General features: G+C 52.4%; 21 protein-coding genes, 1 tRNA gene and 1 pseudogene. All 23 read left to right on the forward strand.

The window, feature by feature from the left end; translation table 11 throughout:
- Position 1: 1 nt before the first annotated feature.
- The 23 genes and pseudogenes from HMPREF9623_RS01195 to rpmI all read left to right on the forward strand — a co-directional run bounded on the left by HMPREF9623_RS01195 (position 2) and on the right by rpmI (position 24,775).
- Positions 2-604, forward strand: coding sequence for a UvrB/UvrC motif-containing protein (locus HMPREF9623_RS01195; protein ID WP_009532064.1), 603 nt, complete (start codon positions 2-4; stop codon positions 602-604).
- On the forward strand, positions 597-1,640 hold the full coding sequence (locus HMPREF9623_RS01200) for an ATP--guanido phosphotransferase (RefSeq protein WP_009532065.1): 1,044 nt from the start codon (positions 597-599) through the stop codon (positions 1,638-1,640). Before HMPREF9623_RS01195 ends, HMPREF9623_RS01200 begins: the two co-directional genes overlap by 8 nt.
- A gap of 33 nt (positions 1,641-1,673) precedes the next feature.
- The gene (locus HMPREF9623_RS01205) at positions 1,674-4,193 is read left to right on the forward strand and encodes an ATP-dependent Clp protease ATP-binding subunit (protein ID WP_009532066.1); all 2,520 of its coding nucleotides are present in this window, start codon (positions 1,674-1,676) and stop codon (positions 4,191-4,193) included.
- Positions 4,190-5,554 (forward strand): DNA repair protein RadA, encoded by a 1,365-nt coding sequence (gene radA / locus HMPREF9623_RS01210; RefSeq protein ID WP_009532067.1) that lies wholly within the window; start codon positions 4,190-4,192, stop codon positions 5,552-5,554. The genes HMPREF9623_RS01205 and radA overlap by 4 nt, the downstream gene beginning before the upstream one ends.
- Positions 5,555-5,637: 83 nt before the next feature.
- Positions 5,638-5,708 (forward strand) — tRNA-Trp (locus HMPREF9623_RS01215).
- Positions 5,709-6,077: 369 nt separating this feature from the next.
- Positions 6,078-7,523: a phage tail tip lysozyme gene (locus HMPREF9623_RS01220; RefSeq protein ID WP_009532068.1), complete on the forward strand. Its 1,446-nt coding sequence runs from the start codon at positions 6,078-6,080 to the stop codon at positions 7,521-7,523.
- Positions 7,524-7,636: 113 nt separating this feature from the next.
- A complete protein-coding gene (locus HMPREF9623_RS01225; protein WP_009532069.1) occupies positions 7,637-7,885 on the forward strand; it encodes an HPr family phosphocarrier protein in 249 nt (82 codons plus the stop codon).
- Positions 7,886-7,984: 99 nt separating this feature from the next.
- On the forward strand, positions 7,985-10,075 hold the full coding sequence (gene htpG / locus HMPREF9623_RS01230; RefSeq protein ID WP_009532070.1) for a molecular chaperone HtpG: 2,091 nt from the start codon (positions 7,985-7,987) through the stop codon (positions 10,073-10,075).
- Positions 10,076-10,201: 126 nt separating this feature from the next.
- Positions 10,202-10,666 carry a ribosome maturation factor RimP gene (locus HMPREF9623_RS01235; RefSeq protein ID WP_009532071.1) on the forward strand — a complete coding sequence of 155 codons (465 nt, stop codon included), beginning with the start codon at positions 10,202-10,204 and terminating at the stop codon, positions 10,664-10,666.
- Positions 10,667-10,696: 30 nt separating this feature from the next.
- The gene (gene nusA, locus HMPREF9623_RS01240; RefSeq protein ID WP_009532072.1) at positions 10,697-11,875 is read left to right on the forward strand and encodes a transcription termination factor NusA; all 1,179 of its coding nucleotides are present in this window, start codon (positions 10,697-10,699) and stop codon (positions 11,873-11,875) included.
- 3 nt (positions 11,876-11,878) lie between these two features.
- Positions 11,879-12,163: an RNase P modulator RnpM gene (gene rnpM, locus HMPREF9623_RS01245; protein WP_242822148.1), complete on the forward strand. Its 285-nt coding sequence runs from the start codon at positions 11,879-11,881 to the stop codon at positions 12,161-12,163.
- On the forward strand, positions 12,141-12,494 hold the full coding sequence (locus HMPREF9623_RS01250) for a L7Ae/L30e/S12e/Gadd45 family ribosomal protein (protein WP_408640632.1): 354 nt from the start codon (positions 12,141-12,143) through the stop codon (positions 12,492-12,494). The genes rnpM and HMPREF9623_RS01250 overlap by 23 nt, the downstream gene beginning before the upstream one ends.
- Positions 12,484-15,216: a translation initiation factor IF-2 gene (gene infB, locus HMPREF9623_RS01255; RefSeq protein WP_009532075.1), complete on the forward strand. Its 2,733-nt coding sequence runs from the start codon at positions 12,484-12,486 to the stop codon at positions 15,214-15,216. Before HMPREF9623_RS01250 ends, infB begins: the two co-directional genes overlap by 11 nt.
- Positions 15,213-15,590: a 30S ribosome-binding factor RbfA gene (rbfA, locus tag HMPREF9623_RS01260; protein WP_009532076.1), complete on the forward strand. Its 378-nt coding sequence runs from the start codon at positions 15,213-15,215 to the stop codon at positions 15,588-15,590. The genes infB and rbfA overlap by 4 nt, the downstream gene beginning before the upstream one ends.
- A 4-nt stretch (positions 15,591-15,594) precedes the next feature.
- Entirely contained in the window at positions 15,595-16,554 is a 960-nt protein-coding gene (locus HMPREF9623_RS01265; RefSeq protein WP_009532077.1) for a DHH family phosphoesterase, read from the forward strand.
- A complete protein-coding gene (gene truB, locus HMPREF9623_RS01270) occupies positions 16,547-17,449 on the forward strand; it encodes a tRNA pseudouridine(55) synthase TruB (RefSeq protein WP_009532078.1) in 903 nt (300 codons plus the stop codon). The genes HMPREF9623_RS01265 and truB overlap by 8 nt, the downstream gene beginning before the upstream one ends.
- Entirely contained in the window at positions 17,446-18,369 is a 924-nt protein-coding gene (locus HMPREF9623_RS01275; RefSeq protein ID WP_009532079.1) for a bifunctional riboflavin kinase/FAD synthetase, read from the forward strand. Before truB ends, HMPREF9623_RS01275 begins: the two co-directional genes overlap by 4 nt.
- Positions 18,370-18,485: 116 nt before the next feature.
- Entirely contained in the window at positions 18,486-18,752 is a 267-nt protein-coding gene (rpsO, locus tag HMPREF9623_RS01280) for a 30S ribosomal protein S15 (protein WP_009532080.1), read from the forward strand.
- A gap of 108 nt (positions 18,753-18,860) precedes the next feature.
- Positions 18,861-20,975, forward strand: a complete 2,115-nt coding sequence (locus HMPREF9623_RS01285) for a polyribonucleotide nucleotidyltransferase (protein WP_009532081.1) — start codon at positions 18,861-18,863, stop codon at positions 20,973-20,975.
- Between the two features lie 28 nt (positions 20,976-21,003).
- Complete coding sequence (locus HMPREF9623_RS01290; protein ID WP_009532082.1) at positions 21,004-22,908, forward strand: threonine--tRNA ligase; 1,905 nt, start codon at positions 21,004-21,006, stop codon at positions 22,906-22,908.
- Positions 22,909-23,140: 232 nt separating this feature from the next.
- Positions 23,141-23,615 (forward strand): annotated as a pseudogene (gene tnpA / locus HMPREF9623_RS01295) (IS200/IS605 family transposase).
- Between the two features lie 451 nt (positions 23,616-24,066).
- The gene (gene infC, locus HMPREF9623_RS01305; RefSeq protein WP_040799300.1) at positions 24,067-24,564 is read left to right on the forward strand and encodes a translation initiation factor IF-3; all 498 of its coding nucleotides are present in this window, start codon (positions 24,067-24,069) and stop codon (positions 24,562-24,564) included.
- A 13-nt stretch (positions 24,565-24,577) separates the two neighbouring features.
- Complete coding sequence (gene rpmI / locus HMPREF9623_RS01310; protein WP_009532085.1) at positions 24,578-24,775, forward strand: 50S ribosomal protein L35; 198 nt, start codon at positions 24,578-24,580, stop codon at positions 24,773-24,775.

Consider the following 24,775-nt stretch of genomic DNA (forward strand, 5'->3'; position numbering starts at 1 on the left):
CATGTTATGTGAGCGTTGCAAGAAGAGAGAGGCGACCATTCTGTACCGGGAATTTGGGATGAACGGAGAAAGAACAGAGCTTCATCTCTGTGAGTCCTGTGCGCGGAAGATGAATATCGGCGGAGATTTTGGCGATTCCGATGATACTTTGTCGCTGGGCGTTATGCTGTCTGCTATTTTCACGGGGCAGAGCGAAGAGCGAAAAACGGACTATGACAGAGTGGTCTGTCCGGATTGTAAGACCCGATATTCCGATTTTGTGAGAGATTCTCGTTTCGGCTGTCCGACCTGTTACGAGGTTTTTGATGTGCTCATGCGGGATAATATTAAGCAGTTACAGGGATCTGACATGCACAAGGGCAAGCATCCCAAATATGGTTTGCGCATACGCCCGACCGCGGAGGCGCAAGATATGGCGGTCAACGAAGGCAGTGAAAAAGATGCTTCCGTCTCTCCGGTTACTTCGCCGGAAGTAGAGCGCCGCATTCAAATCCGCGGATTGCGCGTCAAGCTGAATGCGGCTATCCGGGCAGAAGATTATACAAAAGCCGCGGAAATCCGTGATCAGATTCGGCTGTTGGAAAAGGAGGACACGGATGCTTAAATGGTATGAGCAGGTCCGGATGGAATCCGGAAAGTACTTTGTTTCAAACCGCATCCGACTCGCGCGCAACTGGGCTGAGTATCATTTTCCGCGTCGTCTTCGCAATGAGGAAGCGAATGAGATGGTACAGCGTATGCGCGACGCCTTGCAGGAACTTGCAATGCAGCAGCAGGAGAATGTGAATGACTGCCTTCTGACAGAAATCTCAGAGATACGCCGCATGGCGATGCGGGAGCGCCGCGTTTTGAGCGCAAGTATTTTGGAACGAAAAGCACCGGTTGCACTGTTTTTATCGGAGAGCGAGAGCTTATCTCTGGTTCTGAACGGTGACGACCACATTCGTCTGCAACTCATGAGCCCGAATCTTCACATGAAGGAACTCTATGAGAACATCAACCGGCTGGACGACTATATGAATCGTCAGTTTGAATATGCTTTTGACCCGCATTACGGGTATCTCACCTCTTTTCCGACCAATGTCGGAACCGGAATGCGCGCCAATATTGTGTTGCATTTGCCTATGCTGTCCCAGAGTAAGCAGTTTTCCAAGATTCTTGAGTCAATGGGGCAGATTGGTGTCAACATTCGCGGTGTCTACGGAGACGGAAAAGAAAATCACGGCGATCTTTTTGATCTCAGCAATACGCGGACGCTCGGCGTATCGGAAGAAGAAATTATGGCGCTCGTTCAGAAAACGGCAATGCGCCTAAACAATGAAGAAGAGAAAATCAGAGCCCATTCGATAGAACGACACAGACTTGCACGCGTCGACAGTATGTTCCGCGCCTACGGTTTTCTGAAGTATGCGAGACGCATCACAATCCGGGAAGCTCTGCACAATCTCTCGGCCGTGATGGCAGGTATCACAGACGGCTTGGCAAAAACCGAACAGGATATCAGCATTTACGCGCTGTATCTGGGAGTGCAGCCTTCCAATCTGATTGCGGCGGAGAAGGGGCCGGTTGACCGCGAACAGATTGATGTGCTCCGTGCAAATTATTTGAGAAGAGTATTACCCGAGTTGCTCGAGCGCTGAGATTGCGCAAACAGGCAACAGGAAGGAGTTTTTATGGCAGATTATTTTTCCGAACAGGCGCAGGAAGCGTTGGAGTATGCGCACCGCGCAGCTGAGGAACTGCACAACAGCTACATCGGAACCGAGCATTTGCTTCTCGGCCTGGTTCGCCAGGGCAGCGGCGTTGCGGGACAGGTATTGATTGCAAACGAGGCGACAGAAAAGCGAGTTCTCAAACTGATGGACAAGATGCTCGCCTCTGTGGAGCGCGTCAAACTTGCGGAAGAGCCGAAATATACGCCGATGTCGCGCCGAGTGCTGGAATACAGCAAGGCGGCCGCTGAGCGCTTCCAAGCACCGCAGGTCGGCACCGAGCACATTCTCCTCGCTATTTTGAAAGAGAAGAATTGTGTAGCGAGCAAATTGCTCTATACGATGGGCGTCAACATTCAGAAACTCTATGTAGATTTGATGCATGCCATGGGTGAGAAGCATTCGCCGGAGGACATGCCGCAGCAAACACAGGGCAGCGGTGTTGTGAGCGGCTCCGCACAGCCGACGCCGACCTTGGATCAGTATTCGCGCGACCTCACGGAATTTGCGCGTCAGGGTAAACTGGATCCGGTGATCGGACGAAGTGTTGAGATGCAGCGCGTTATGCAGATTCTGAGCCGCAGAACGAAGAACAACCCCTGCCTGATTGGTGAGCCGGGAGTTGGAAAAACGGCGGTTGTCGAGGGGCTTGCCCAGTTAATCGTAAGCGGTGAAGTGCCGGAAACTCTGGCGGACAAACGCCTCGTGACCCTGGATCTCTCGGGTATGATTGCGGGATCCAAGTACCGCGGCGAGTTCGAAGAGCGAATCAAAAAGGTTCTGCAGGAAGTGATGCAGGCCGGAAATGTATTGCTCTTTATCGATGAGATTCACACCATCATCGGCGCCGGCTCGGCTGAGGGCACCATGGATGCCAGCAACATTCTGAAACCGTCTCTGGCGCGCGGCGAGTTGCAACTGATCGGCGCAACGACCATTGAGGAATACCGGAAACATATTGAAAAGGATGCCGCTCTGGAGCGCAGATTCCAGCCGATTACGGTGGACGAGCCCTCGGAAGACGAGTCCGTTCGGATTTTGGAAGGGTTGCGGCCTCGCTACGAAGCGCACCATAAGGTCAGCATCACGGATACGGCAATCAAGGAAGCGGTACAGCTCTCGGCGCGCTATATTTCCGACCGTTTCCTGCCGGACAAAGCAATCGATCTCATTGACGAAGCGGCGTCCCGTCTTCGCCTTGCGGATTATGCGGAGCCTGCGGAAATCAAAAAGCTCTCGGAAGAAATTACCAAACTCGAGAGTCAGAAGGAGGAAGCGGTCCGCGCAGAGGAATTTGAGCGTGCCGGTCAGTTAAAAAAGAAGCAGGAGAAGAAAGAAGAAAAAATCGCCAAGATTAAGGAAGAATGGATTAAGGCGAGACGGGATAAAAAGCTCGTGGTCGGTGAAAACGAAGTTGCCGATGTAGTATCACTCTGGACCAGAATCCCGGTTAAGAAACTGACCGAGGAGGAGAATGAGCGCTTGAAGAAGTTGGAGTCTGTGCTTCACGAGCGTGTCATTGGGCAGGACGAGGCAGTGAGCGCGGTATCCCGCGCTATCCGGCGCGGAAGAGTCGGCCTCAAAGACCCGCACCGCCCGATCGGTTCTTTCCTTTTCCTCGGACCGACCGGTGTCGGAAAGACCGAACTCTCCAAGGCACTTGCGGAGGCTATGTTCGGCACGGAACAGGCTCTTATTCGGGTTGACATGAGTGAATACATGGAAAAACACTCCGTCTCGAAAATTGTCGGTTCGCCGCCCGGCTATGTCGGCTATGAGGAAGGCGGCCAGCTCTCTGAGAAGGTGAGAAGAAATCCCTACTCGGTGATTCTGTTCGATGAAATCGAAAAAGCACATCCGGATGTCTTCAATATTTTGCTGCAGGTGCTGGATGACGGGCATATCACAGATTCGCAGGGCAGAAAGATTGATTTCAAGAACACGGTTCTGATTATGACGAGCAACGCAGGTGCATCTCGCATTGTTTCGCCGAAGACCTTGGGATTTGCAGCGCGTGAAAACAAAGAAACCGACTATAAGAATATGAAAGACGGCGTAATGGATGAAGTTCGCCGCCTCTTTAAGCCGGAATTTTTGAACCGCATCGATGAGATTGTCGTATTCCATCAGTTGGATCGCGACAATATGAAGCAGATCGTGGATATTTTGCTCGGAAACATTGAAAAGCGCAGCGAGAGTCAGATGGAAATCAAACTGTCGTTTGAAGATGCCGCACGGGAGTTTCTGATCGAAAAGGGCTATGATCCGAAGTACGGCGCACGTCCGCTCAGAAGAGCCATTCAGAATGAGCTCGAAGATAAGCTCGCGGAGGCTATGCTGGATGACAAGGTGAAAGCGGGAGATGAAGTGCTCGTGACCTGCCCGACCGTGCCGGAGGGCGAGGAAGCCGGCCTTGTCTTTACGACGAAACGAAAAACAAGGCGCAAGTCTTCCGCAAAGAAGGAGCAGGTGAACGATTGAAGCGAAGCACAGCTTACTTTTGCACGGAATGCGGTTACGAATCGCCAAAGTGGGCGGGGCAGTGCCCCGCCTGCAAGGCGTGGAACACTTTGGTAGAGGAGCCGACAGCACCGAAAGAAAAGCTGCGCGCCAAATCACAGACCGCACATGCCGTCAACTTAAAGCCGGTGGACCTTCGCGAAATCGATGTGACAGCGGAGTGTCGGATTGACACGGGTTTTTCGGAATTAAATCGCGTACTCGGCGGCGGCACCGTAGAGGGCTCTCTGGTTCTCATCGGCGGTGATCCCGGCATCGGTAAATCGACCATTCTCCTGCAGGTTTGCAGGAACTTTGCGGTACTCGGCAAACGGGTACTCTATATTTCCGGCGAGGAATCGCTCAGGCAAATCAAACTTCGGGCGGAGCGTCTCTGTGCTCTGGAAGGTGATCTCCGTTTTCTCAGCGAGACGAACCTGGATTCCATCCGTGAGGTTCTGCTTCGCGAAAAACCGGATATTGCAATCATTGACTCCATTCAAACCATGTACTGTGACGATATCAGTGCGGCGCCGGGATCGGTGAGCCAGGTCAGGGAATCTACCAACGCTTTGATGCAGCTCGCGAAAGGAAGCGGCATTGCGATTTTTATTGTCGGACACGTGACAAAAGAGGGACAGGTAGCGGGGCCCAGAGTATTGGAGCATATGGTGGATACCGTCTTGTATTTTGAAGGCGAAAAGAGTTCTTCCTACCGGATTCTGCGCGCGGTCAAGAATCGCTTCGGATCGACAAACGAAATCGGCGTCTTCGAGATGACAGAGCGCGGACTGGAAGAGGTAAAAAATCCCTCCGCCTATATGTTGGAGGGAAGGCCGCTCGGTGCGAGCGGCGCTGTTGTCGCTTGCTCGCTGGAGGGAAGCCGCCCCATTTTGCTGGAAGTCCAGGCACTTGTGACAGAGAGCGCATTCGGTATGCCACGCCGTACAGCGGCGGGAATCGATTATAATCGCGTGAATCTCCTGATGGCGGTACTGGAGAAGCGCTGTCGCTTACCGCTGTCGCGCTACGATGCTTATGTGAATATAGCGGGAGGTATGCGGATGAATGAACCGGCTGTGGATTTAGCGGCCGTCATTGCGATGATTTCTTCCTTCCGGGACAAAGCGGTAGAGGCAGATACCGTAATCTTTGGAGAGATCGGGTTATCCGGCGAGGTGAGAGCTGTTCCGCTCGCGGAGTATCGTGTCCGTGAGGCGGCAAAGCTCGGATTTACCCGCTGTATTCTGCCAAAGTCCAATGCAGAAAAGTGTCGCGGTGTCGGAGACATTGCTTGTTGCGGTGTCTCCAGCATTCAGGAAGCCATGCACTTGCTGTTTTAAGCAGATTTTATACGAAAGTGCTTGACGCAGAGAAACAGGCCGGTTATAATTGCTCCTGTGCTTAAGAGCGCGCTCTTAGACACAGAGGAATAGTTCAGTGGTAGAACGTTGGTCTCCAAAACCGAAGACGGGAGTTCGAGCCTCTCTTCCTCTGCGCATGGGCGGCAGACAGTGATGTCTGCCGCTTTTTTGCTGTTCACAAAGCAACATACGCATATTTTGCATCATAATACGCAGCTGTCAGTATGGTTTCGTGATTTTAACAATCCGAGATTGGCGTATTAGGGATAAATGCTGAAAAATATATGAAAATACTTGAAATCAGAAGCATAAAAGAGTAATATTGCCAAGTCTGCGCAAATGGCATTGGAATTAGAATCCAAACACGACGGATATTTTGACGCCATATTTTTGCAACAAATTCTTAAAAAAACGGCGTCTGTCTTGCAAAGCAAAAATACAAATGACATACTACTCCCGCATCCTGCATCTTGTCGAAGTATTGAGGTACGAGAAAGGGACTATGAGAGAAGATATCAAAGTATGGGTTCAAAATCATTTGGAACAGCATCGCCGCGCCCTGGCTTTATCCTGCTTGGTCGGCGTCTTTCTGATTTTGCCCTTTGGCGTGCGCAAATTCTGCGAAACGCCGGAACGTGACATCCGGAAACGGGCGGAAGAGGAGGCGCGCCGCGCAACATCGGCCGCTCAAATAATCACTCCGGACAGCGAGACACCGAGCGCGTCGGCGATTCTGCTCAGCGCAGTTACCACCGGTTGGAAACAGGTCCAGGCCGGATGGGTTTATCTCAATGCAGCGGGTGAGAGAGAGAGAGGAAAGTGGATTCTCGGAGCCGATAACCGCTATTATTATCTGAATGCTGCAGGCATCATGGAATACGGTGAGTTTCTCCGGCTCGGAAGTTCACGGTATCACCTGGAACAGGATGGTGCAATGAGTACAGGGCGCTTTTATCAGGGAGATCGGGAATACTATGCTGCGCCGGACGGCGCGCTATACCGGGATACCTGGGTTCAGGAAGGTGAGAATTGGTGCTATGTCGATGCAGCCGGTCGTATCTTAAAGGATCGCATGACGCCGGATTCTTACTATGTGGATGCAAGCGGCTATCTGGTAGCGGCACCCGGTTCTCGTTTCGAGGGCTTCACCTATGAAAACGACGGCGCACATCAGCTCTATCTGAATCTTGGGACAGCGGATGTGATCCGAAGCTATCTGAAGGCGCGCGGCTGGACCGAGAGTTCCATTGCAGGTCTCCTCGGTAATTTCCAACAGGAAAGCGGCATCAACCCTGCGCTGGAAGAAGCCGGAACGCACTATGGATATGGTCTCGGACAATGGAGCTTTGACCGCCGAGAACGCTTGGAAGCATATTGTCGCGACCGCGGGAAGCCTTATGACGATTTAATCACGCAGCTTGAATTTCTGCTGCAGGAGCCCGGAGAGCACGAATTCGTGTCTCGCTATGCGAAAACCAACTGGAGTTCCCCGGCTGCCGCTGCCATTGAATGGGGTATACGCTGGGAACGCTATAATCTTTCGGATCTTTCTATGAGTCATGTGCGCATTCCGTATGCCGAGGCCTACTATGCGCACTATGTGCACGGCGTATCGTTCTTGGTTTCAAATACAAAGTACGAAGAGCCGAAGGCGCTGATGGCGGTGGCGAGCGCGGCAAATGCCGAGGTGAATGCCGAAGCGGTGAGAACAGAGACGGATGTTCCGGCAAGTGCGGAGGAAACGCAGACACCCGAGGGCGAAACAGCGGCAGAGAGCACCGCAGCGGCAGAACAGAGTTCCGGGGTAAGAGCGACGCCGCGCGGCGGTTCCGGCAGTATTGTCCGAAAGGCAAAAGAAGTCACAGCATTCGAAACGGAAGAGAACCGGGGGCCGGGCGTTGAGACAGCAGCGGAAACGGCCGCGGCTTCGGAAGAGAGTACACAATAGCCTCAGAGTTCACAAGGTGTTCATAATTTTTCGCTTGCATTGAGAAATACTGTGTGCTATTATGCACCCAATCTTAGGAAACGTTCCTAAGATTGCTTGATAGGAGGTTAGAAATGCAAGAGAAACGCATCAAGTTAAACTCGGTTGCGGATATCAAGATGTTTGTCAGAGCTGCTGAAAACTGTCCTTTCGAGATTGATGTCTGTTACAACCATGTTTGTGTTGACGGCAAGTCCTTCCTGGGCCTTATGGGAATGGATTTGAATCAGATATTACGCGTACAATATGACAGTGAAGGCGAGAATACGGAATTTGAAAAGGTTCTCGCAAAATTTGCAGCTCAGACACACGACGCGGCATAAGCAAGGAAAAGAGGAGAAGCGCAGGTTTCTCCTCTTTTTTCGTTGACATGTGTTCTATGTGTAGTATAATAGACGCAAAAGTAAAGGCGGGTGATACAAATGGAAAACAGACAGGGAAGTTTATCGATTCACAGTGACAACCTTTTTCCGATTATTAAAAAGTGGCTCTATTCCGATCATGACATTTTTGTGAGAGAGCTGGTCTCAAACGGCTGTGATGCCGTAACCAAATTAAAGAAGCTCGCACTGATGGGAGAGTACCGGACGCCGGAGAATGAGACCTATCGGATTCAGGTGGAAGTGAGCCCGAAGGAGAAGAGTATCCGTTTCCTTGATAACGGCGTCGGTATGAGTGCCGAAGAAGTGGAGAAGTATATCAATCAGATTGCTTTTTCGGGCGCGCAGGATTTTATCGAGACCTACAAAGACAAGGCGACGGAAGATCAAATCATCGGACATTTCGGTCTCGGATTTTATTCCGCCTTCATGGTCGCCGACCGTGTGGTGATTGAAACCAAGTCTTATCGCGAGAACGAAACAGCGGTGCACTGGGAGTCCGACGGCGGTACCGAGTATCGGATGTCGGACGGCACTCGAAAGGAACACGGGACTGCAGTTACCCTTTATCTTGCGGAGGAAAGTCAGGAGTTTGCTTCCAAAGCGCGTCTTCGGGAAGTACTCGAGAAGTATTGCGGTTTTATGCCCGTTCCGATTTATCTGACCGATGTCGATGCCGCCCCCGAGACCGAGTTGATTGACCCGGCAGACCGGCGGGAGGATGATGTGGTCCTCGAGACCATTGTCGAAGAAGCCAAGACAGAGGAAAAAACGGGAGAAGACGGCAACAAAGAGATTGTCGAAGTCTCTCCGGCGCGGGAACAACTGAAAATTCAGAAGAGACCGCAACCGATCAATGATACCAATCCTCTCTGGAGAAAACACCCGAACGAGGTGAGCAAGGAGGAGTACGAGGCGTTTTACCGCAAGGTGTTCATGGATTACCGAGAGCCTCTCTTCTGGATTCATCTGAATATGGACTATCCGTTCCGGCTCCAGGGTATTTTGTACTTCCCGCACACTGATCTCAAATATGAGGCTGCAGAGGGAAAAATCAAGCTCTACAACAATCAGGTCTTTATCGCGGACAATATCAAAGAGGTTATTCCGGAGTTTCTGTTGCTTTTAAAGGGTGTAATCGACTGCCCGGATTTGCCGCTCAATGTATCGCGCTCCGCTCTTCAGAACGACGGATTTGTGAAGAAGATCAGTGCTTACATCACCAAAAAGGTAGCGGAAAAGCTGACCGGTATGTGTAAGACCGAGCGAGAGAGCTATGAAAAGTATTGGGACGACATTGCACCGTTTGTACAGTACGGCTGTCTGAAGGACGAAAAATTCGAGGAGAAGGTGAAGGATGCAGTGCTCTTCAAGAATCTCGAGAAGAAGTATCTGACTCTGGAGGATTGCCTCAAGGAAAATGAGGCCCGTTTCCCGAACCGCATTTTTTATGTGACGGATGAAAAGCAGCAGAGAAGCTATATCGATCTTTTCAAGAGCCAGAATATCGACGCGATTATTTTGCCGCATGCCATCGACATGCCGTTTATCCAGAGCCTTGAAGCAAAAAATAAAGACTTAAAATTCCTTCGAATCGATGCGGATTTAAACGAGGCACTGTGTGAAAAGGAAGAGGCTTCGGATGAGGTGAGAGAAACCAGAGAAAAAGCGCTCGTTTCCGCGGTACAGAAAGCTATCGGTGAGACAGCCCTGCAAGTGAAACTGGAGAGCTTTAAGAATGCCGAAGTTGCGGCGATGCTCACCCTCTCCGAGGAATCTAGGCGTATGCAGGATATGATGCGGCAGTACGGTATGTCTGACAGCGAAGGCACGTTCGGAACTGCGGGGCGGACACTGGTGCTAAACCGCAAGCATCCGTTGGTACAGTACCTTCAGGAGCAAGTTGTGGTGCGCGACGGCAATAAAGCCGAAACTGCCGGAAATGAGACGCCTAGTGAGAGCGCAGAGGCGGACGAGAATGCGGAGCGTACAACCAAGACCAAGGGACTCACGAAGCAGCTCTGTGAACAGCTCTATGATCTTGCCTGCATTCAGCAGGGAAGCTTAAGCCCGGATCGTATGAATGCGTTTATCGCGCGCAGCAATGCGCTGATGGAGGAACTTACAAAATAAACGTTTGCTTTTTCTTGCGTTTCAGGCGCAAACATGTTACAGTTTACAATGTACACAGGTAAATGACAGAAGTGTGGGCCGAGCGGTCCACACTTTTTATGTCATGCTGAAAAAAGGAGGTCTTCTTTGGGCAAGCGCGAGAGCTATGTGGAGCGTACGGAGAAGTTTCTTGCAGAACTACAACGTGAGAAACAATTTGAGGTGGTGGACGTCGATTATGTGAGGGAGGCGGGCACATGGTATTTGCGTATTCTCTGTGATATGCCGGGCGGTATCGGCATTGAAGACTGCGCAGAAATCAGCCGCGCGGTTTCCGCCTGGCTGGACAGAGAAGATTTTATTCCGGATGAGTATATTCTGGAAGTAAGCTCTCCGGGCCTTTCCAGGAGTCTGAAGAAAGAGAAAGACCTTGTGCGAGAGAAGGGAAAGGACGTGGAGTTGAAGCTCTTCAAGCCGTTGGACGGTCAGAAAGAGTTTTCGGGCGTGCTGCTCGGACATACGGCAGAAACTGTCACACTGCAGTCGGAAGAAGGAGAAAGAACCTTTCAGCGCAGCGAGATTGCCGGCATACGACTTGCGCCCAAATTTTAAAGAGCAAATTCGGAGGACACGACAAAGATCATGAGAAAAACAAGTAAAGAGCCGGTAGAGAGTGGCAATGAGCTGAAAGAGGCGATTGAACTCCTTGAAAAGGAGAAGAATATCAGCAAGGACTCACTGCTGGAGGCGATTCAGAACTCTCTGCTCAGTGCCTGCAAGAATAATTACGGAACTTCCGACAATGTGGAAGTTTATATCGACAGAGACAGCTGCCGCTATCGCGTAATCCAGAAAAAGATCGTAGTAGAGGAGTTGCCTTCCAAGGTGCGGGCGGACGAAAAACCGCTGTATATCTCCCTCGCCGATGCCAAGATGATCGATCCGCATTATGAGGTCGATGATGTGGTCCCGGTCGAAATTAAATCGCGGGAGTTTGGCCGCATCGCGACCGGCATCGCAAAGAATGTGATTCTGCAAAAGATTCGCGAAGAAGAGCGGAAGGTCATCTATAACGATTACTTTGAAAAAGAGCATAATCTGGTGACCGGTATCGTGCAGCGTCTGAATGTCAACGGCAACGGCATTTCCATCAGCCTCGGAAAATGCGATACCGTGTTGCCGGAGTCGGAGCAGGTGAAGGGTGAGGTGTTCCATCCGACCGACTACATCAAACTCTATGTGGTCGAAGTCAAGGACACGCCGAAGGGTCCCCGCATCGCGGTTTCGAGAACGCATCCGGATCTGGTGCGCTGCCTCTTTGAACAGGAGGTCAGTGAGGTCAAGGACGGTACCGTCGAGATTAAGGCAATTGCCCGCGAGGCGGGATCCAGAACCAAGATGGCGGTCTACTCGAACGATGAAAATGTGGACCCAGTCGGCGCCTGCGTCGGCGTGAACTATGCGCGTGTCAGCGCGGTTGTCGATGAATTGCACGGCGAAAAGATAGATATCATCAAGTGGGACAATGATCCGGCACTTCTGATTGAAAATGCGCTGAGCCCGGCAAAGGTTATTCTGGTGCTTGCGGATGAAGAAGATAAAGAGGCGATTGTCATCGTTCCCGATTATCAGCTTTCGCTGGCAATCGGCAAAGAGGGCCAGAATGTGCGCCTCGCAGCGAAGCTGACCGGGTATAAAATCGATATCAAGTCAGAGACACAGGCGAGAGAAGAGGGGCTCTTCGAGGAGTACGGCATTGACTACCAGGCGGGAGATGCCGGAAACAATGCCGAGGAGCAGTCCGGTGAGGAGGAGGCCTGACGCGTGAAGCAGGAGACGATGCGCAGCTGCATCGGCTGCGGCGCGAAAAAGCCTAAGAAGGAGTTGATCCGGATTGTACGGGAACCGGATGGCAGTATTCATCCGGATGCAAGCGGTCGCAGTAACGGCAGGGGAGCTTACCTTTGTCGGGATATCGCCTGCCTGCAGCGTTGCCGGAAAACCAACGGATTGAACCGCGCCTTTCGCGAACAGGTCACAAGCAGTGTATATGCAGCGTTGGAAAAGGAGTTCACAGAGCTGAATGATGGACCATGTGAATCAGACTGAGCTGTTAAAAACAAAGGTGTTGCGATCCCTCGGCATGGCACAGCGCGCGGGCAGGCTCGCGAGCGGTGAGTTCATGACAGAAAAGGAAATACAGTCTTTTCGAGCGACGCTGGTCATCGTCGCGGAGGACGCATCGGAACAGACCAAAAAGAAGTTTCGCAATAAATGCGAATTCTATGAAATCCCCTTTGTTTGTTTTTCAACCATGGGGGAACTCGGAAAAGCCATCGGAAAGGAGCAGCGGGCTTCGCTGGCACTCTTAGACGAGGGATTTACCAAAGCAGTTCTGACAAAGTTGGAACAGATCGGAGGAATGCAACATGAGAATTAACGATCTGTCAAAAGAAATCGGTAAGAGCAACCGGGAGCTGCTGTCGTTCTTGGAAAAGCAGGGGAGGAAAGCAGCCCCCATGTCCAATGTGACGGCGGAAGAAGCGAACCTGATTCGAGATTATTTCAAGCCGAAAAATACGGAGGCATCGAGAGTGGATAAAAGCAAGGCACAGCAGGATGGGGCAGAGAGAGCAGAAATGCAGGGAGAACAGCCCAAGAAGAAAAAGAAGTTTACAGCCGTTTTCCGCCCGGAAAACGCACAGCAGATTCGCGTGAAGAATAGCGGCAACGAGGGCGCTAAGCCGCAGGAGAAGGCAGTGACCGAAAAGGCTGCAGAGAAGACAGCGGAGAAGCCGAAGGAGAATGTTGAGAAAAAGCCCGAGACTGCGGCACCGCAGAAGAAGCCGGCAGATTCCCGTCCGCCGATTAAAACAGCTGTTTCCAGTCGTCTTCCGCAGGGAAGAAGTGCGGAAGAAACCAGACTTGCGATTCAGAGCCGTTTAAATGCGCTGGGCAACAGCGGTCCGCGTAACGGCGGCCAGCAGCGTCAGGGTGGTTACGGCAACCGGAACGGCCAGGGTAACGGCGGCTACGGTAACCGAAGCGGCCAGGGTAACGGCGGTTACGGCAACCGAAACGGCCAGAGCGGCGGTTACGGCAATCGCAACGGCCAGGGCAGCGGTCCCCGTACCGGGCAGGGCGGCTTCAGTGCACGCCCGGGTCAGGGTAACGGCGGCTACGGCAACCGCGGCGGTTCACAGGGCGCTGCGGCATCCGGTGACAGCGCTCTGGTGAAGAAGACAGTTTCCAGCAGACCGAATAAGAATAACTTCAAAGATAAGAATGACAAGCGCCATAAGACAGAAGACGGCTTTAAGTCCGGCGGCAGAAACGGAAGGGCGACGCGTCATCCGTTCATTATGCCGGAGAAGCCGAAGGTCGAGAAGGTAGAGGAGGAAATCAAGGAACTGATTCTTCCGGATACGCTGACCATCGGCGAGCTCGCGAAGATGATGAAACGGCCGGCTTCCGATCTCATCAAAAAGCTCTTTGCGAAGGGTGAAATGTATACGATGAACTCGGAAATCTCGTATGAGAAGGCCGAGGAAATCGCACTTGAATACGATATTCTCTGCACAAGAGAAGAGAAGGTTGATGTCATTGAGGAGCTGCTCCGTGAGGAAAACGAGAATCCCGAGGACATGGTTTCCCGTCCGCCGGTCGTTGTTGTCATGGGTCATGTCGACCACGGTAAAACTTCGCTTCTCGATGCCATCCGCAAGACCTCGGTCACAAGCCGTGAGGCCGGCGGCATTACACAGCACATCGGCGCTTATCAGGTCAAGGCACACGACAGACTGATTACCTTCCTCGACACGCCGGGCCACGAAGCCTTCACGGCAATGCGTATGCGCGGTGCCGAGGCGACGGATATCGCGGTTCTTGTGGTCGCAGCGGACGATGGCGTGATGCCGCAGACTATCGAGGCAATTAACCACGCGAAGGCGGCAAATGTCGAAATCATCGTCGCCATCAACAAGATTGATAAGCCGGATGCTAACATCGACCGCGTCAAGCAGGAGCTCATGCAGTACGAGCTGGTCGCAGAGGATTGGGGCGGCAGCACGATTATCTGCCCGATTTCCGCAAAGACCCACGAAGGCATCGATAACCTTCTCGACATGATTCTTCTCACGGCAGACGTGAAGGAACTGAAGGCAAATCCGAACCGCAACGCAAGGGGCCTGGTGATTGAGGCACAGCTCGACAAGGGCAAGGGACCGGTTGCTACGATTCTGGTGCAGAAGGGTACCCTGCATGTCGGCGACTATGTCGCGGCAGGTGCCTGCTCCGGTAAGGTGCGCGCTATGCTGAATGACAGAGGCATGCGTGTCAAGGAGGCAAAACCCTCTACGCCGGTTGAGATTCAGGGCCTGAATGCTGTGCCGAATGCCGGAGAAATCATGGTTGCCATGGACACGGATAAAGAGGCGAAAGATTTCGCGGCGACCTTTATCTCCGAGGGCAAGAATAAGCTCATCGAGGAGACCAAGGCGAAACTCTCGCTGGACGATGTCTTCGGTCAGATCAAGGCCGGTGAGATGAAGGAACTGCCGATTATTGTGAAGGCAGATGTACAGGGCTCGGTTGAGGCTGTCAAGCAGTCGCTCTCCAAGCTCTCCAACGACGAGGTACAGGTCAAGGTCATTCACAGCGGCGTCGGTACGATTTCCGAGTCGGATGTGGCGCTCGCAAGCGCAAGCAATGCGATTATCATCGGCTTCAATGTGCGCCCGGATGCGACGGCAAAGTCGACTGCCGAGCACGAGCAGGTAGACCTTCGCCTCTACAAGGTCATCTATCAGGCAATCGATGATGTGGAGCGCGCACTGAACGGCATGCTCGCACCGGTCTACGAGGAGAGGGTCATCGGACACGCAGAGGTTCGCGCTATCTTCAAAGCTTCCGGAGTCGGTACGATTGCCGGATCTTATGTTCTCGACGGTAAGATTCAGCGCGGCTGCAAAGCCCGCATCACAAGAGGCAAGGATCAGATCTTTGACGGCGAGCTTGCATCGCTGAAGCGCTTCAAGGATGATGTCAAGGAAGTCGCGGCTGGCTACGAATGCGGTCTTGTCTTCGAGAAGTTCAACGATCTCGCAGAGGGCGATCAGGTCGAGGCGTATGCGATGGTCGAAGTACCGAGGGAAAAAGCATGAAAAAAGGCAGTATCAAAAACACAAGAATCAACGCTGAGGTGAGAAAGGAGATCCAGAATGTCGTGATGAACGGCATTAAGGATCCCCGCATCTCGGCGATGACCACTGTGACCGATGCACGTGTCACAGCGGATTTACGCTATTGTACTGTTTATGTGAGTGTGCTGGGCAGCGAACAGGAGGCGGCGGATACGCTCGCCGGATTAAAGAGTGCCGCAGGTTTTATCCGCAGTGAGCTCGCCCACAGTGTAAATCTCCGCATTACACCGGAACTCAAATTTGTCCTGGACGAATCCATGGCTTACGGCGCACATATCGACAAGGTGCTGGAGGACTTGCATCTCTCTGAGCAGGCGGAGACGGAAGAGGATTAAAACCATGAATGCAATTTTGACGGAAAAGCTCGAACGGGCGAAGAGCATTGTCCTGCTGGGACATGTGCGCCCGGATGGGGACTGCGTGGGTTCTGTTCTTGCGATGTACCTCTATCTGAAAAAGACAGCGCCGTCCAAACAAGTTACAGTTTGTCTGGAAAAGCCGCTTGAGAAATTTAATTATCTCAGCGGCTTTTCTGAGATTGTAACGGATGCGGACGCTGTGTCGGCACCGGATCTTGCCGTCGCGCTGGATGTCTCCGATAAGGGGCGGCTCGGCGGTTTCCAGCGGCTCTTTGACGACGCAAAAGACACTTTGAATATCGATCATCACATCACCAATCCGCATTTTGCCGCAACCACGATTTGCGAACCCGAGGCGAGCTCCACCTGCGAGCTTTTATATACTTTGCTGGATTCCGATCAGGTGGATGAGCCCATTGCGGCGGCGCTGTACACGGGAATCGTGACGGATTCCGGTGTCTTCAAATACGGTTCCACCTCGGCACGCACCATGCGTATAGCGGGGGAACTGATGGAAAAAGGAATTCCGTTCGGCGAAATTATTGACGGTGCATTTTATCGAAAGACCTTCGTGCAAAATCAGATCATGGGTCTTGCCCTGTTGCATGCGGTCGAGAATGCCGATAAAACCGTTATCTATTCGATTGTTACGGAGGCAGAGCAGCGCCGCCTGGGAACGGTACATGCCGACCTCGACGGAATTTCGGAACAACTCCGGCTCACCGCCGGTGTCAAATGTGCGGTCCTCTGCTCCGAGATGGAGCCCGGCAGCTGGAAACTTTCACTCCGTTCGCTGGAACCGGTCGATGTCGCTGCGATTGCCATGCGGTACGGCGGCGGCGGCCATATTCGCGCAGCAGGCTGTACCATTGTCGGAAAACGTGCCGAAGAAATCATGGAGGAAGTGATTCGCGCAGCGGAGGCACAGCTCCATGTTTAACGGCATCCTGAATGTGCGGAAAGAAAAGGGCTTTACCTCGCATGATGTTGTCGCTAAACTCCGCGGTATCCTGCATCAGAAAAAGATAGGACATACCGGGACCCTGGATCCGGCGGCGGAGGGCGTTTTACCCGTCTGCCTCGGCAGTGCGACCAAACTGGTGGAGTTCCTGACCGACCGGACCAAAATATACCGCGCCGTGCTTCTGCTCGGGGTAGAGACCGACAGCCAGGATATGACGGGGACAGTACTCCGCACGCAAGAAGTGTGTTGCAGCGAGGAAGAACTCCGCGCCGCAGCGCAGAGCTTTGTAGGCGGCTACGAACAGATACCGCCGATGTACTCGGCCAAGAAGCAGGGCGGTAAGAAGTTGGTGGATCTTGCGCGTCAGGGGATTACGGTGGAGCGCCCCGCACAACGGGTGGAAATCTCGGATATTCGTCTGGAGGAAATCGCTCTTCCGCACGCGGTGATGACTGTGAATTGCGGGAAGGGAACCTATATCCGCACGCTCTGCCATGACATCGGCGAAAAGTTGGGTTGCGGCGGTGCCATGGAAGCTCTGCTCCGAACAAGGGTAGGTTCTTTCCGACTGGAGGATGCCTATACGCTCTCGGAACTGGAGGTAGCGATGCAGGCCGGTGAAATCGAAGATAAGCTCGTTTCGGTCGAAGACTGTCTTGCTCTATACCCTGCTCGGAAGGCCTTGCCCGAAGCGGACGCAAAACTGAAAAACGGCAATACGGTAGCGGAGACTGTCATCGAAAACGGGGTGGATGAAAACGGCACTCTGGTCCGCCTCTACTTAAGTGACGGAAGTTTTGTCGGACTGTTTCAAAAAAAGGGCAGGCAGTATTGGGCGGAGAAAATGTTTTTGGAGCGAGGTGACGCTTGAAGGACTGGATCAATCAAAAAACATTTCATCTCCCGGAGGACACGGTGGTTGCGGTCGGAAAGTTTGACGGCGAACATCGCGGACACCAGAAAATCATTGCGACTATGCTGACCGTGGCGCGGGAACAAGGGCTGAAAACAGCAATCTTCACCTTCGGAACGCCGCCGGCCGCCGTGGTTTCCGGGCAGCGGCGACCGCAGATTTTAACCAATGAGGAGCGGCGCGAAAGGCTGCATCAAGCCGGTATCGACTATATTGTCGAGTATCCGTTTGATGCGGAGATAGCCGCAATGGACGGTGAGGATTTCGTGCGGGAGATTCTGCTCGGCGCAATGCGCATGCGAGCCATTGTCGGCGGAGAAGACCTGCGGTTTGGAAAAGCCGGCGCCGTGAATGCGGCTAAGTTAAAATCGCTCGGAGAGCGCCTGCATTTTTCGGTGTACATCATCCAAAAGGAAACGGAAGCCGGGGAGGAAATCAGCTCCAGTCTGATACATGAGGCCCTTGCGGCCGGAGATATGGCGAAAGCAAACACCCTGCTCGGCATGCCGTATACAGCGGAGGGCGTTGTGCAGCACGGCAACGGAATCGGCAATCGTATTCTCGGCTTTCCGACCATCAACCTGCTTCTGCCCGCCGGGAAACTGTTGCCGCGCCGGGGGGTCTACCAGACAGAGACGGTGCTGCCGGATGGCAGAACCTTTCGGAGCATCACAAATGTCGGAACCAATCCCAGCGTGGAACAGGACCATCTTTCTCATCGGCTGCGCCTCGAAAGTTTTCTTCTGGATTTTTCGGGTGATCTCTACGGCGTCCGCGTTCGCCTGCGCTTTCTCAGATTTATTCGACCGGAGAAGAAATTCGCATCGCTGACTGCATTAAAACAGCAAATTATGGCGGATTTGAGCTCGATTGATTGACAGTTTATCCTGTTTTATGCTAGTATAACCGCGTAGTTTAGCGCCCAAGGCTATGACTTCGGGGTACTCCGCCGAAGCCGCAGTTTCGGGTCAGACCAAGAAAGAAGGAGAACACTATGATTTCGAAAGAGAAGAAGGCAGAGCTCATCAAGGCATACGGCAGAAAAGAAGGCGACACAGGTTCGCCGGAGGTTCAGATTGCAATTCTGACCGAGCGCATCACGGAGCTCACCGAGCACCTGAAGGCGAACCCGAAGGATCACCATTCGAGAAGAGGTCTTCTCATGATGGTTGGTCAGAGAAGAAGCCTGCTCGGCTATCTGAAGAAGACGGATCTGGATGGTTACCGCGCTCTGATTGAGAAGCTCGGACTCAGAAAGTAATAAACAGGAAACTTTCTTGCTCAGGGTGGAATTTATTCCACCCTGTTGTTGTGTAAGAACAAAGAGAGTCGGAATCGGGAGAAGAACGGGAGAAGAAGAGGAGAAAACATGAGCAAAGAGTTTAAGAGCTATAGCATGGAACTTGCCGGCAGAACACTGACGGCAGAAATCGGAAGAGTGTGCGCACAGGCGAACGGCGCTGTGCTGATGCACTACGGCGATACCGTTGTGCTCTCCACGGCAACCGCTTCGAAACAGCCGCGAGAGGGCATCGACTTCTTTCCGCTTTCCGTCGAATACAATGAGCGTCAGTATGCCGTCGGCAAGATTCCCGGCGGCTTCATGAAGCGTGAGGGCAAGCCCTCCGAAAATGCGATTCTGACAGACCGCGTCATTGACCGCCCGATGCGTCCGCTGTTTCCGAAGGATTACCGGAACGATGTGACGCTCGAGAATCTTGTGATGAGCGTGGATCCGGATTGCTCGCCCGAGCTCACGGCCATGCTCGGCACCGCACTCGCGGTCACCATCTCGGATATTCCGTTTGACGGCCCCTGCGCAATGACCCAGGTCGGTCTGGTTGACGGCAAGTTTGTCATCAATCCGACCAACGCGGAAAAGAAAGTTTCCGATCTTCAGCTTACGGTCGCGAGCACGGCAGAGAAAGTCATCATGATTGAAGCGGGCGCGAAGGAAGTGCCGGAACAGGTCATGATCGATGCGATTTTCGAGGCGGACAAGGTAAATAAGCAGCTCATCGAATTCTTTGCAAAAATTCGCGCAGAAATCGGCAAAGAGAAGCACAGCTACGAATCGGCGGCGATTCCGGAGGAGCTCTTCAGTGCGATTCGCGAGGTCATTCCGCAGGAAGAGATGGAAGTCGCTGTTTTTAACGATGACAAGCAGAGCCGGGATGCCGCGGTCGATAAGTTGACCGAGCGCTGCAAGGCGGCATTTGCCGAGAACGAGGAATGGATCAAGCTCATTCCGGATGCAATGTACCAGTACGAGAAGAAGACCGTGCGCAAGATGATTCTGAAGGATCATAAGCGTCCTGACGGCCGTCAGATTACGGAGATTCGTCCGCTCGCGGCTGAGATTGACCTTTTGCCGCGCGTTCACGGTTCGGCTATGTTCACGAGAGGACAGACCCAGATTCTGGATGTCTGCACCCTGGCACCGCTCTCCGAGGTGCAGAAAATCGATGGCCTGGATGTCGAAGTCAAGAATAAGCGCTACATGCACCAGTACAACTTCCCGTCCTATTCGGTCGGTGAGACGAGAGTTTCCAGAGGCCCGGGCAGAAGAGAAATCGGCCACGGTGCTCTCGCGGAGAGAGCGCTGCTCCCGATGATTCCGAGCGAGGAGGAGTTCCCCTACGCAATCCGTTGCGTCTCCGAGACCATGGAGTCGAACGGTTCCACCTCTCAGGCTTCTGTCTGTGCTTCGAGCCTTGCGCTGATGGCTGCAGGTGTTCCGATTGCGCGCCCGGTGGCCGGCATTTCCTGCGGTCTTGTGACCGGCGACACGGACGATGATTATCTGGTTCTCACAGATATTCAGGGCCTTGAGGACTTCTTCGGCGACATGGACTTTAAGGTTGCCGGAACCGAGAAGGGCATCAATGCCATCCAAATGGACATCAAGATTCACGGCTTGACGCGCCCGATTATCGAAGAGGCGATTGCAAAGACCCGAGAGGCGAGAATGTACATTCTGAACCAGATTATGAATCCGGTCATCTCGGAGGCTCGCCCGGATGTGAGCCAGTACGCGCCGAAGATTGTGCAGATTAAGATTGACCCGAAGAAGATCGGCGATGTGGTCGGCAAGCAGGGCAAGACCATCAACAAAATTATTGATGAGTTCGGCGTCACCATCGACATTGAGGAAGACGGCAGCGTGAATGTCGCGGGTCTTGACAGAGCGCAGATTGACAAGGCGGTGCAGACCATCAAGAATATCGTGACCGAGATTGAAGAGGGACAGATTTTCACCGGAAAGGTCGTGCGTATTCTGGAGTTCGGTGCCTTCGTGAACCTGACGCCGAATAAGGACGGTATGATTCACATCTCGAAGCTCGCTGACCGCCGCGTCAACAAAGTTGAGGATGTCGTGAATATCGGCGACGAAGTGACCGTCAAGGTTATTAAAGTCGACCCCGTGAAGGACAGAATTGATTTGACGCTCCGCCCCTCTGATTTGAAGGCTGAGGCAAAGTAGGAGTAAGAGGATTAAGAAGGACAAGGAAATGGATAGAGAAGCATATCTTCAGGTATATCGCCACTCTCTGGCACATGTGCTCGCAAAAGCGGTCATTGAAATTTTTGGCAGAGAGAATGTGCAGTATGCAATCGGACCGCAGATTGCGGATGGATTTTACTACGACTTTGTATTGCCGAGAAATCTGACCCAGGATGATTTCCCGATGATCGAGAATAAAATGCGCGAGATTTTGAAGCGCAAAGAGGATTGGAGCGTGAAAGAGTATTCCCGCGACGAGGCGAGAAAACTGTTTCACGATCAGAAGTTCAAGACCGAGCTGATTGATGATCTCCCGGAGGATGCGGTTCTCACCGTATATTCGACCGGTGATGACTACCAGGATCTCTGCCGCGGTCCGCATGTTGCGAATTCGCAGGAGCTTCTCGGTGCCGCTTTTCAGATTAAGTCGGTCTCGGGCGCCTATTGGCGCGGCGACGAGAAAAGAGACCGTTTACAGCGGATTTATGTCTATGCTTTCCCGAGCAAGGAAGAGCTGAAGGCACATCTCACGCTGGTTCGAGAGGCCCTGGAGCGCGATCATAAGAAACTCGGCAAAGAGCAGGAACTCTTCATGTTCGATGAGACCGCACCGGGTATGCCGTACTGGTTGCCACGGGGCTGGAAACTCTATCAGGCGCTCTTAAAGTACAGCCGCGAAGTGCAGGCGCGCCACGGTTATACCGAGATTTCCGCGCCGCTCATCAACAACAAGAAGCTCTGGTTAATTTCCGGCCACTGGGCACACTACATCAACAACATGTTCATGGTGCCGGGCGTCTCCGGCTGGCTCGCAGCCGATGCCGAGATTCCGGGTGTGCTTGAAAACGCCTCGGAAGAGAACGGTGAGAAGAAGACCGTCAAGATTCAGGCGGGTTCTGTGCTCTACAACCGTGAAAATCTCGACACGATGGCAGCGAAGCCGATGAACTGCCCGAACGCGATGCTCACCTTCAAGCGGAAGAACCGCTCTTATAAAGAGCTCCCGATTCGTTATTCGGAGTATGACGTGCTTCACCGCAAAGAGAAGTCCGGCCAGATGAACGGTCTGTTCCGCGTCCAGGAATTCCGTCAGGACGATGACCACACCTTCGTTGCGGAAAATCAGATTGAGGCGGAGATTGCGGATATCATCTCGATTGCGGATGAGGTTTATTCGACTTTCGGCGTGACCTACCGCGCCGAGCTCTCCACGCGCCCGGATGACTTCATGGGTGACATCGAAGTCTGGAATCGCGCGGAGGCAGCTCTCAAGAAGATTCTCACCGACAAGTACGGTGAAAGCGGCTTTGAAATCAACGAGGGCGACGGCGCTTTCTACGGACCTAAGATCGACCTGCAGATTAAGGATGCGCTCGGCAGAGAGTGGCAGTGCGGAACGATTCAGCTGGACTTCCAGCTTCCGCATAACTTCGGCCTCAGCTATCAGGCAGCAGACGGTACCACGGCGATGCCTGTCGTCATTCACCGCGCAATTTACGGCTCGCTGGAGCGCTTTATCGGCATTATCATCGAGAACTTCAAGGGTATTTTCCCGTTCTGGCTCTCGCCCTCTCAGGTCGGCATTGTGCCGATTCGAGAGGAACACAATGCATACGCAAAGCGCGTCTTCGATCTCTTACAGAAGAACGGTATTCGCGCCGAGGCGGATTACTCCGACCGGAACATGAAGGAGAAAATTAAGAACTATAAACAGTTCAAGACGCCGTACATTCTGGTTCTGGGTGACCGCGAGGCGGCGGAACAGACGGTTTCGATTAATGTCCGCGGCTCGAACAAGCAGATTCAGAATGTCCCGCTGTCCGTGTTCCTCGACATGTGCGACACGCTGAACGAAGAGAGATCTCTGGAACTTCTCAATGAAGTTCCGGCAGAGTATCAGACCGAACAGTAATAAACCGTATTGACAGCAAATCCCGGAAGCACAAACGCTCCCGGGATTTGCTGTTTTCTGTTGAAGCTTTTGGCTTTAGCCTGCTGAGCATGGTTCGCTTGCAAAGCAAGTGAACCGTTGCGAAGCAAAAACCCACCCGCTATGCGGGTGGAGACAAATCGTTTAACAAAGAAATCACCTTTCCGTACAATAGAGGTGTCCAAGCCACTACTGAGAAAGGAAAGGTGATTTCATGCCAAAGGCTAATAGTGCTGCACATACCAAATGGCTGTGCAAGTACCATATCGTCTTTACACCAAAGTATAGACGAAAAATAATCTACAATCAATACAAGAAGGATTTGGCTCAAATCCTGCATGATCTTTGCGCATACAAAGGCGTAGAGATTATAGAAGGACATTTGATGCCAGACCATGTGCACATGTTAGTGAGCATACCGCCGAAGATTAGTGTGTCGTCTTTCATGGGCTACCTGATAAGGGAAAAGCTCGCTGATGATGTTCGATCGGCATGCGAATCTGAAGTATAAGTTTGGGAACAGGCACTTTTGGGCAGAGGGATACTATGTAAGTACCGTGGGATTGAATGATGCGGCGGTAAGAAAGTGCATCCGAGACCAGGAGAGGTCCGATATTCTCCAAGACAAGATGAGCGTGAAGGAATACGGGGATCCGTTCGGGGCGAAGCCTGGAACGGATCAAAGATAATTGAGCCAATAATTGCCCCTTTAGGGGCAGCCAGGTGATAAAAGCAAGGTGGCTTTAGACGCTGGTTAGTAACGCGGGCTTATAGCCCGCATCCCGAACCACCCGTTTTACGGGTGGAGGCGATTTGTTCTTTACACCCTGCGTTGTTTCGGTATATACTCTCTTAGAAAGTGATTCCGCATAAGGCCCGCAACAAAGCATCCTAAAAAGTTGTCGAGATTGAAAAAAGAGTTGACAGCGTTCGGAAGTATCGCTATACTATCATCGTTGTACTTATCAAGAAAGCAGGCTTGCCTCACCTCGGCACATATCTGTGACCCGGGTTCATAAAGTGAATTCATCTTTCCTTTTGATGACCTTTACTTTAGACATGGCAGGAACTGCTGCCATGTCTTTTTTATTGCAGCAGCAGCTGCAGCATAAATGGAGGTGTTCAGCTATCAGCGAGTCATTGGTTAACGGACAGGTACGTTTCCGTGAGGTTCGTCTCATCGGGACAGACGGAGAGCAGCTTGGAATTATGTCCTCGCAGGATGCTCTGAAAATTGCGGAAGAAGCAGAACTGGATTTGGTCTGCATCTCCCCGATGGCAAAACCGCCTGTCTGCAAAATCATCGATTACGGGAAGTATCGCTATGAGATGATACGACGGGACAAGGAAGCCAAGAAGAAGCAAAAGATTGTTGAATTGAAGGAAGTGCGTTTGTCCCCCAATATCGACACGAATGATCTGGCCACAAAAACCAATGCTGCCAGAAAATTTCTGGAGAAGGGCAACAAAGTAAAGGTAACACTGCGCTTCCGCGGCAGAGAAATGTCGCACATGAACCAGTCGAGATATATCCTGGATGATTTCGCGAAGTCACTCGCTGATATTGCCGTGATTGACAAGCCTTCGAAAGTTGAGGGCAGAACGTTGGTCATGTTTATGAGCGCAAAGAAGAACTAAGGAGGAAAGTATCATGCCGAAGGTAAAGACAAGCAGAGCAGCAGCAAAGCGTTTTAAAGTTTCCGGTAGCGGCAAGCTGATTCGGAACAAGGCGTACAAGTCTCACATCTTGACGAAGAAGTCCACGAAGCGCAAGAGAAATCTGAGAAAAGACATCGTGACCGACAGCACGAACTCGAAGGTCATGAAGAAGATCCTGCCGTATTTATAA

Source organism: Stomatobaculum longum (assembly GCA_000242235.1).
Lineage (GTDB): Bacteria > Bacillota > Clostridia > Lachnospirales > Lachnospiraceae > Moryella > Moryella longum.

Coding starts and splice junctions, on each gene's coding strand:
- HMPREF9623_RS01220 (WP_009532068.1), top strand. CDS start 6,078: ATGAGAGAAGATATCAAAGTATGGGTTCAAAATCATTTGGAACAGCAT.
- HMPREF9623_RS01195 (WP_009532064.1), top strand. CDS start 2: ATGTTATGTGAGCGTTGCAAGAAGAGAGAGGCGACCATTCTGTACCGG.
- rbfA (WP_009532076.1), top strand. CDS start 15,213: ATGAAAAAAGGCAGTATCAAAAACACAAGAATCAACGCTGAGGTGAGA.
- truB (WP_009532078.1), top strand. CDS start 16,547: ATGTTTAACGGCATCCTGAATGTGCGGAAAGAAAAGGGCTTTACCTCG.
- rpsO (WP_009532080.1), top strand. CDS start 18,486: ATGATTTCGAAAGAGAAGAAGGCAGAGCTCATCAAGGCATACGGCAGA.
- HMPREF9623_RS01225 (WP_009532069.1), top strand. CDS start 7,637: ATGCAAGAGAAACGCATCAAGTTAAACTCGGTTGCGGATATCAAGATG.
- HMPREF9623_RS01285 (WP_009532081.1), top strand. CDS start 18,861: ATGAGCAAAGAGTTTAAGAGCTATAGCATGGAACTTGCCGGCAGAACA.
- HMPREF9623_RS01200 (WP_009532065.1), top strand. CDS start 597: ATGCTTAAATGGTATGAGCAGGTCCGGATGGAATCCGGAAAGTACTTT.
- HMPREF9623_RS01250 (WP_408640632.1), top strand. CDS start 12,141: ATGGACCATGTGAATCAGACTGAGCTGTTAAAAACAAAGGTGTTGCGA.
- nusA (WP_009532072.1), top strand. CDS start 10,697: ATGAGAAAAACAAGTAAAGAGCCGGTAGAGAGTGGCAATGAGCTGAAA.
- HMPREF9623_RS01265 (WP_009532077.1), top strand. CDS start 15,595: ATGAATGCAATTTTGACGGAAAAGCTCGAACGGGCGAAGAGCATTGTC.
- htpG (WP_009532070.1), top strand. CDS start 7,985: ATGGAAAACAGACAGGGAAGTTTATCGATTCACAGTGACAACCTTTTT.
- HMPREF9623_RS01205 (WP_009532066.1), top strand. CDS start 1,674: ATGGCAGATTATTTTTCCGAACAGGCGCAGGAAGCGTTGGAGTATGCG.
- rpmI (WP_009532085.1), top strand. CDS start 24,578: ATGCCGAAGGTAAAGACAAGCAGAGCAGCAGCAAAGCGTTTTAAAGTT.
- HMPREF9623_RS01290 (WP_009532082.1), top strand. CDS start 21,004: ATGGATAGAGAAGCATATCTTCAGGTATATCGCCACTCTCTGGCACAT.
- infB (WP_009532075.1), top strand. CDS start 12,484: ATGAGAATTAACGATCTGTCAAAAGAAATCGGTAAGAGCAACCGGGAG.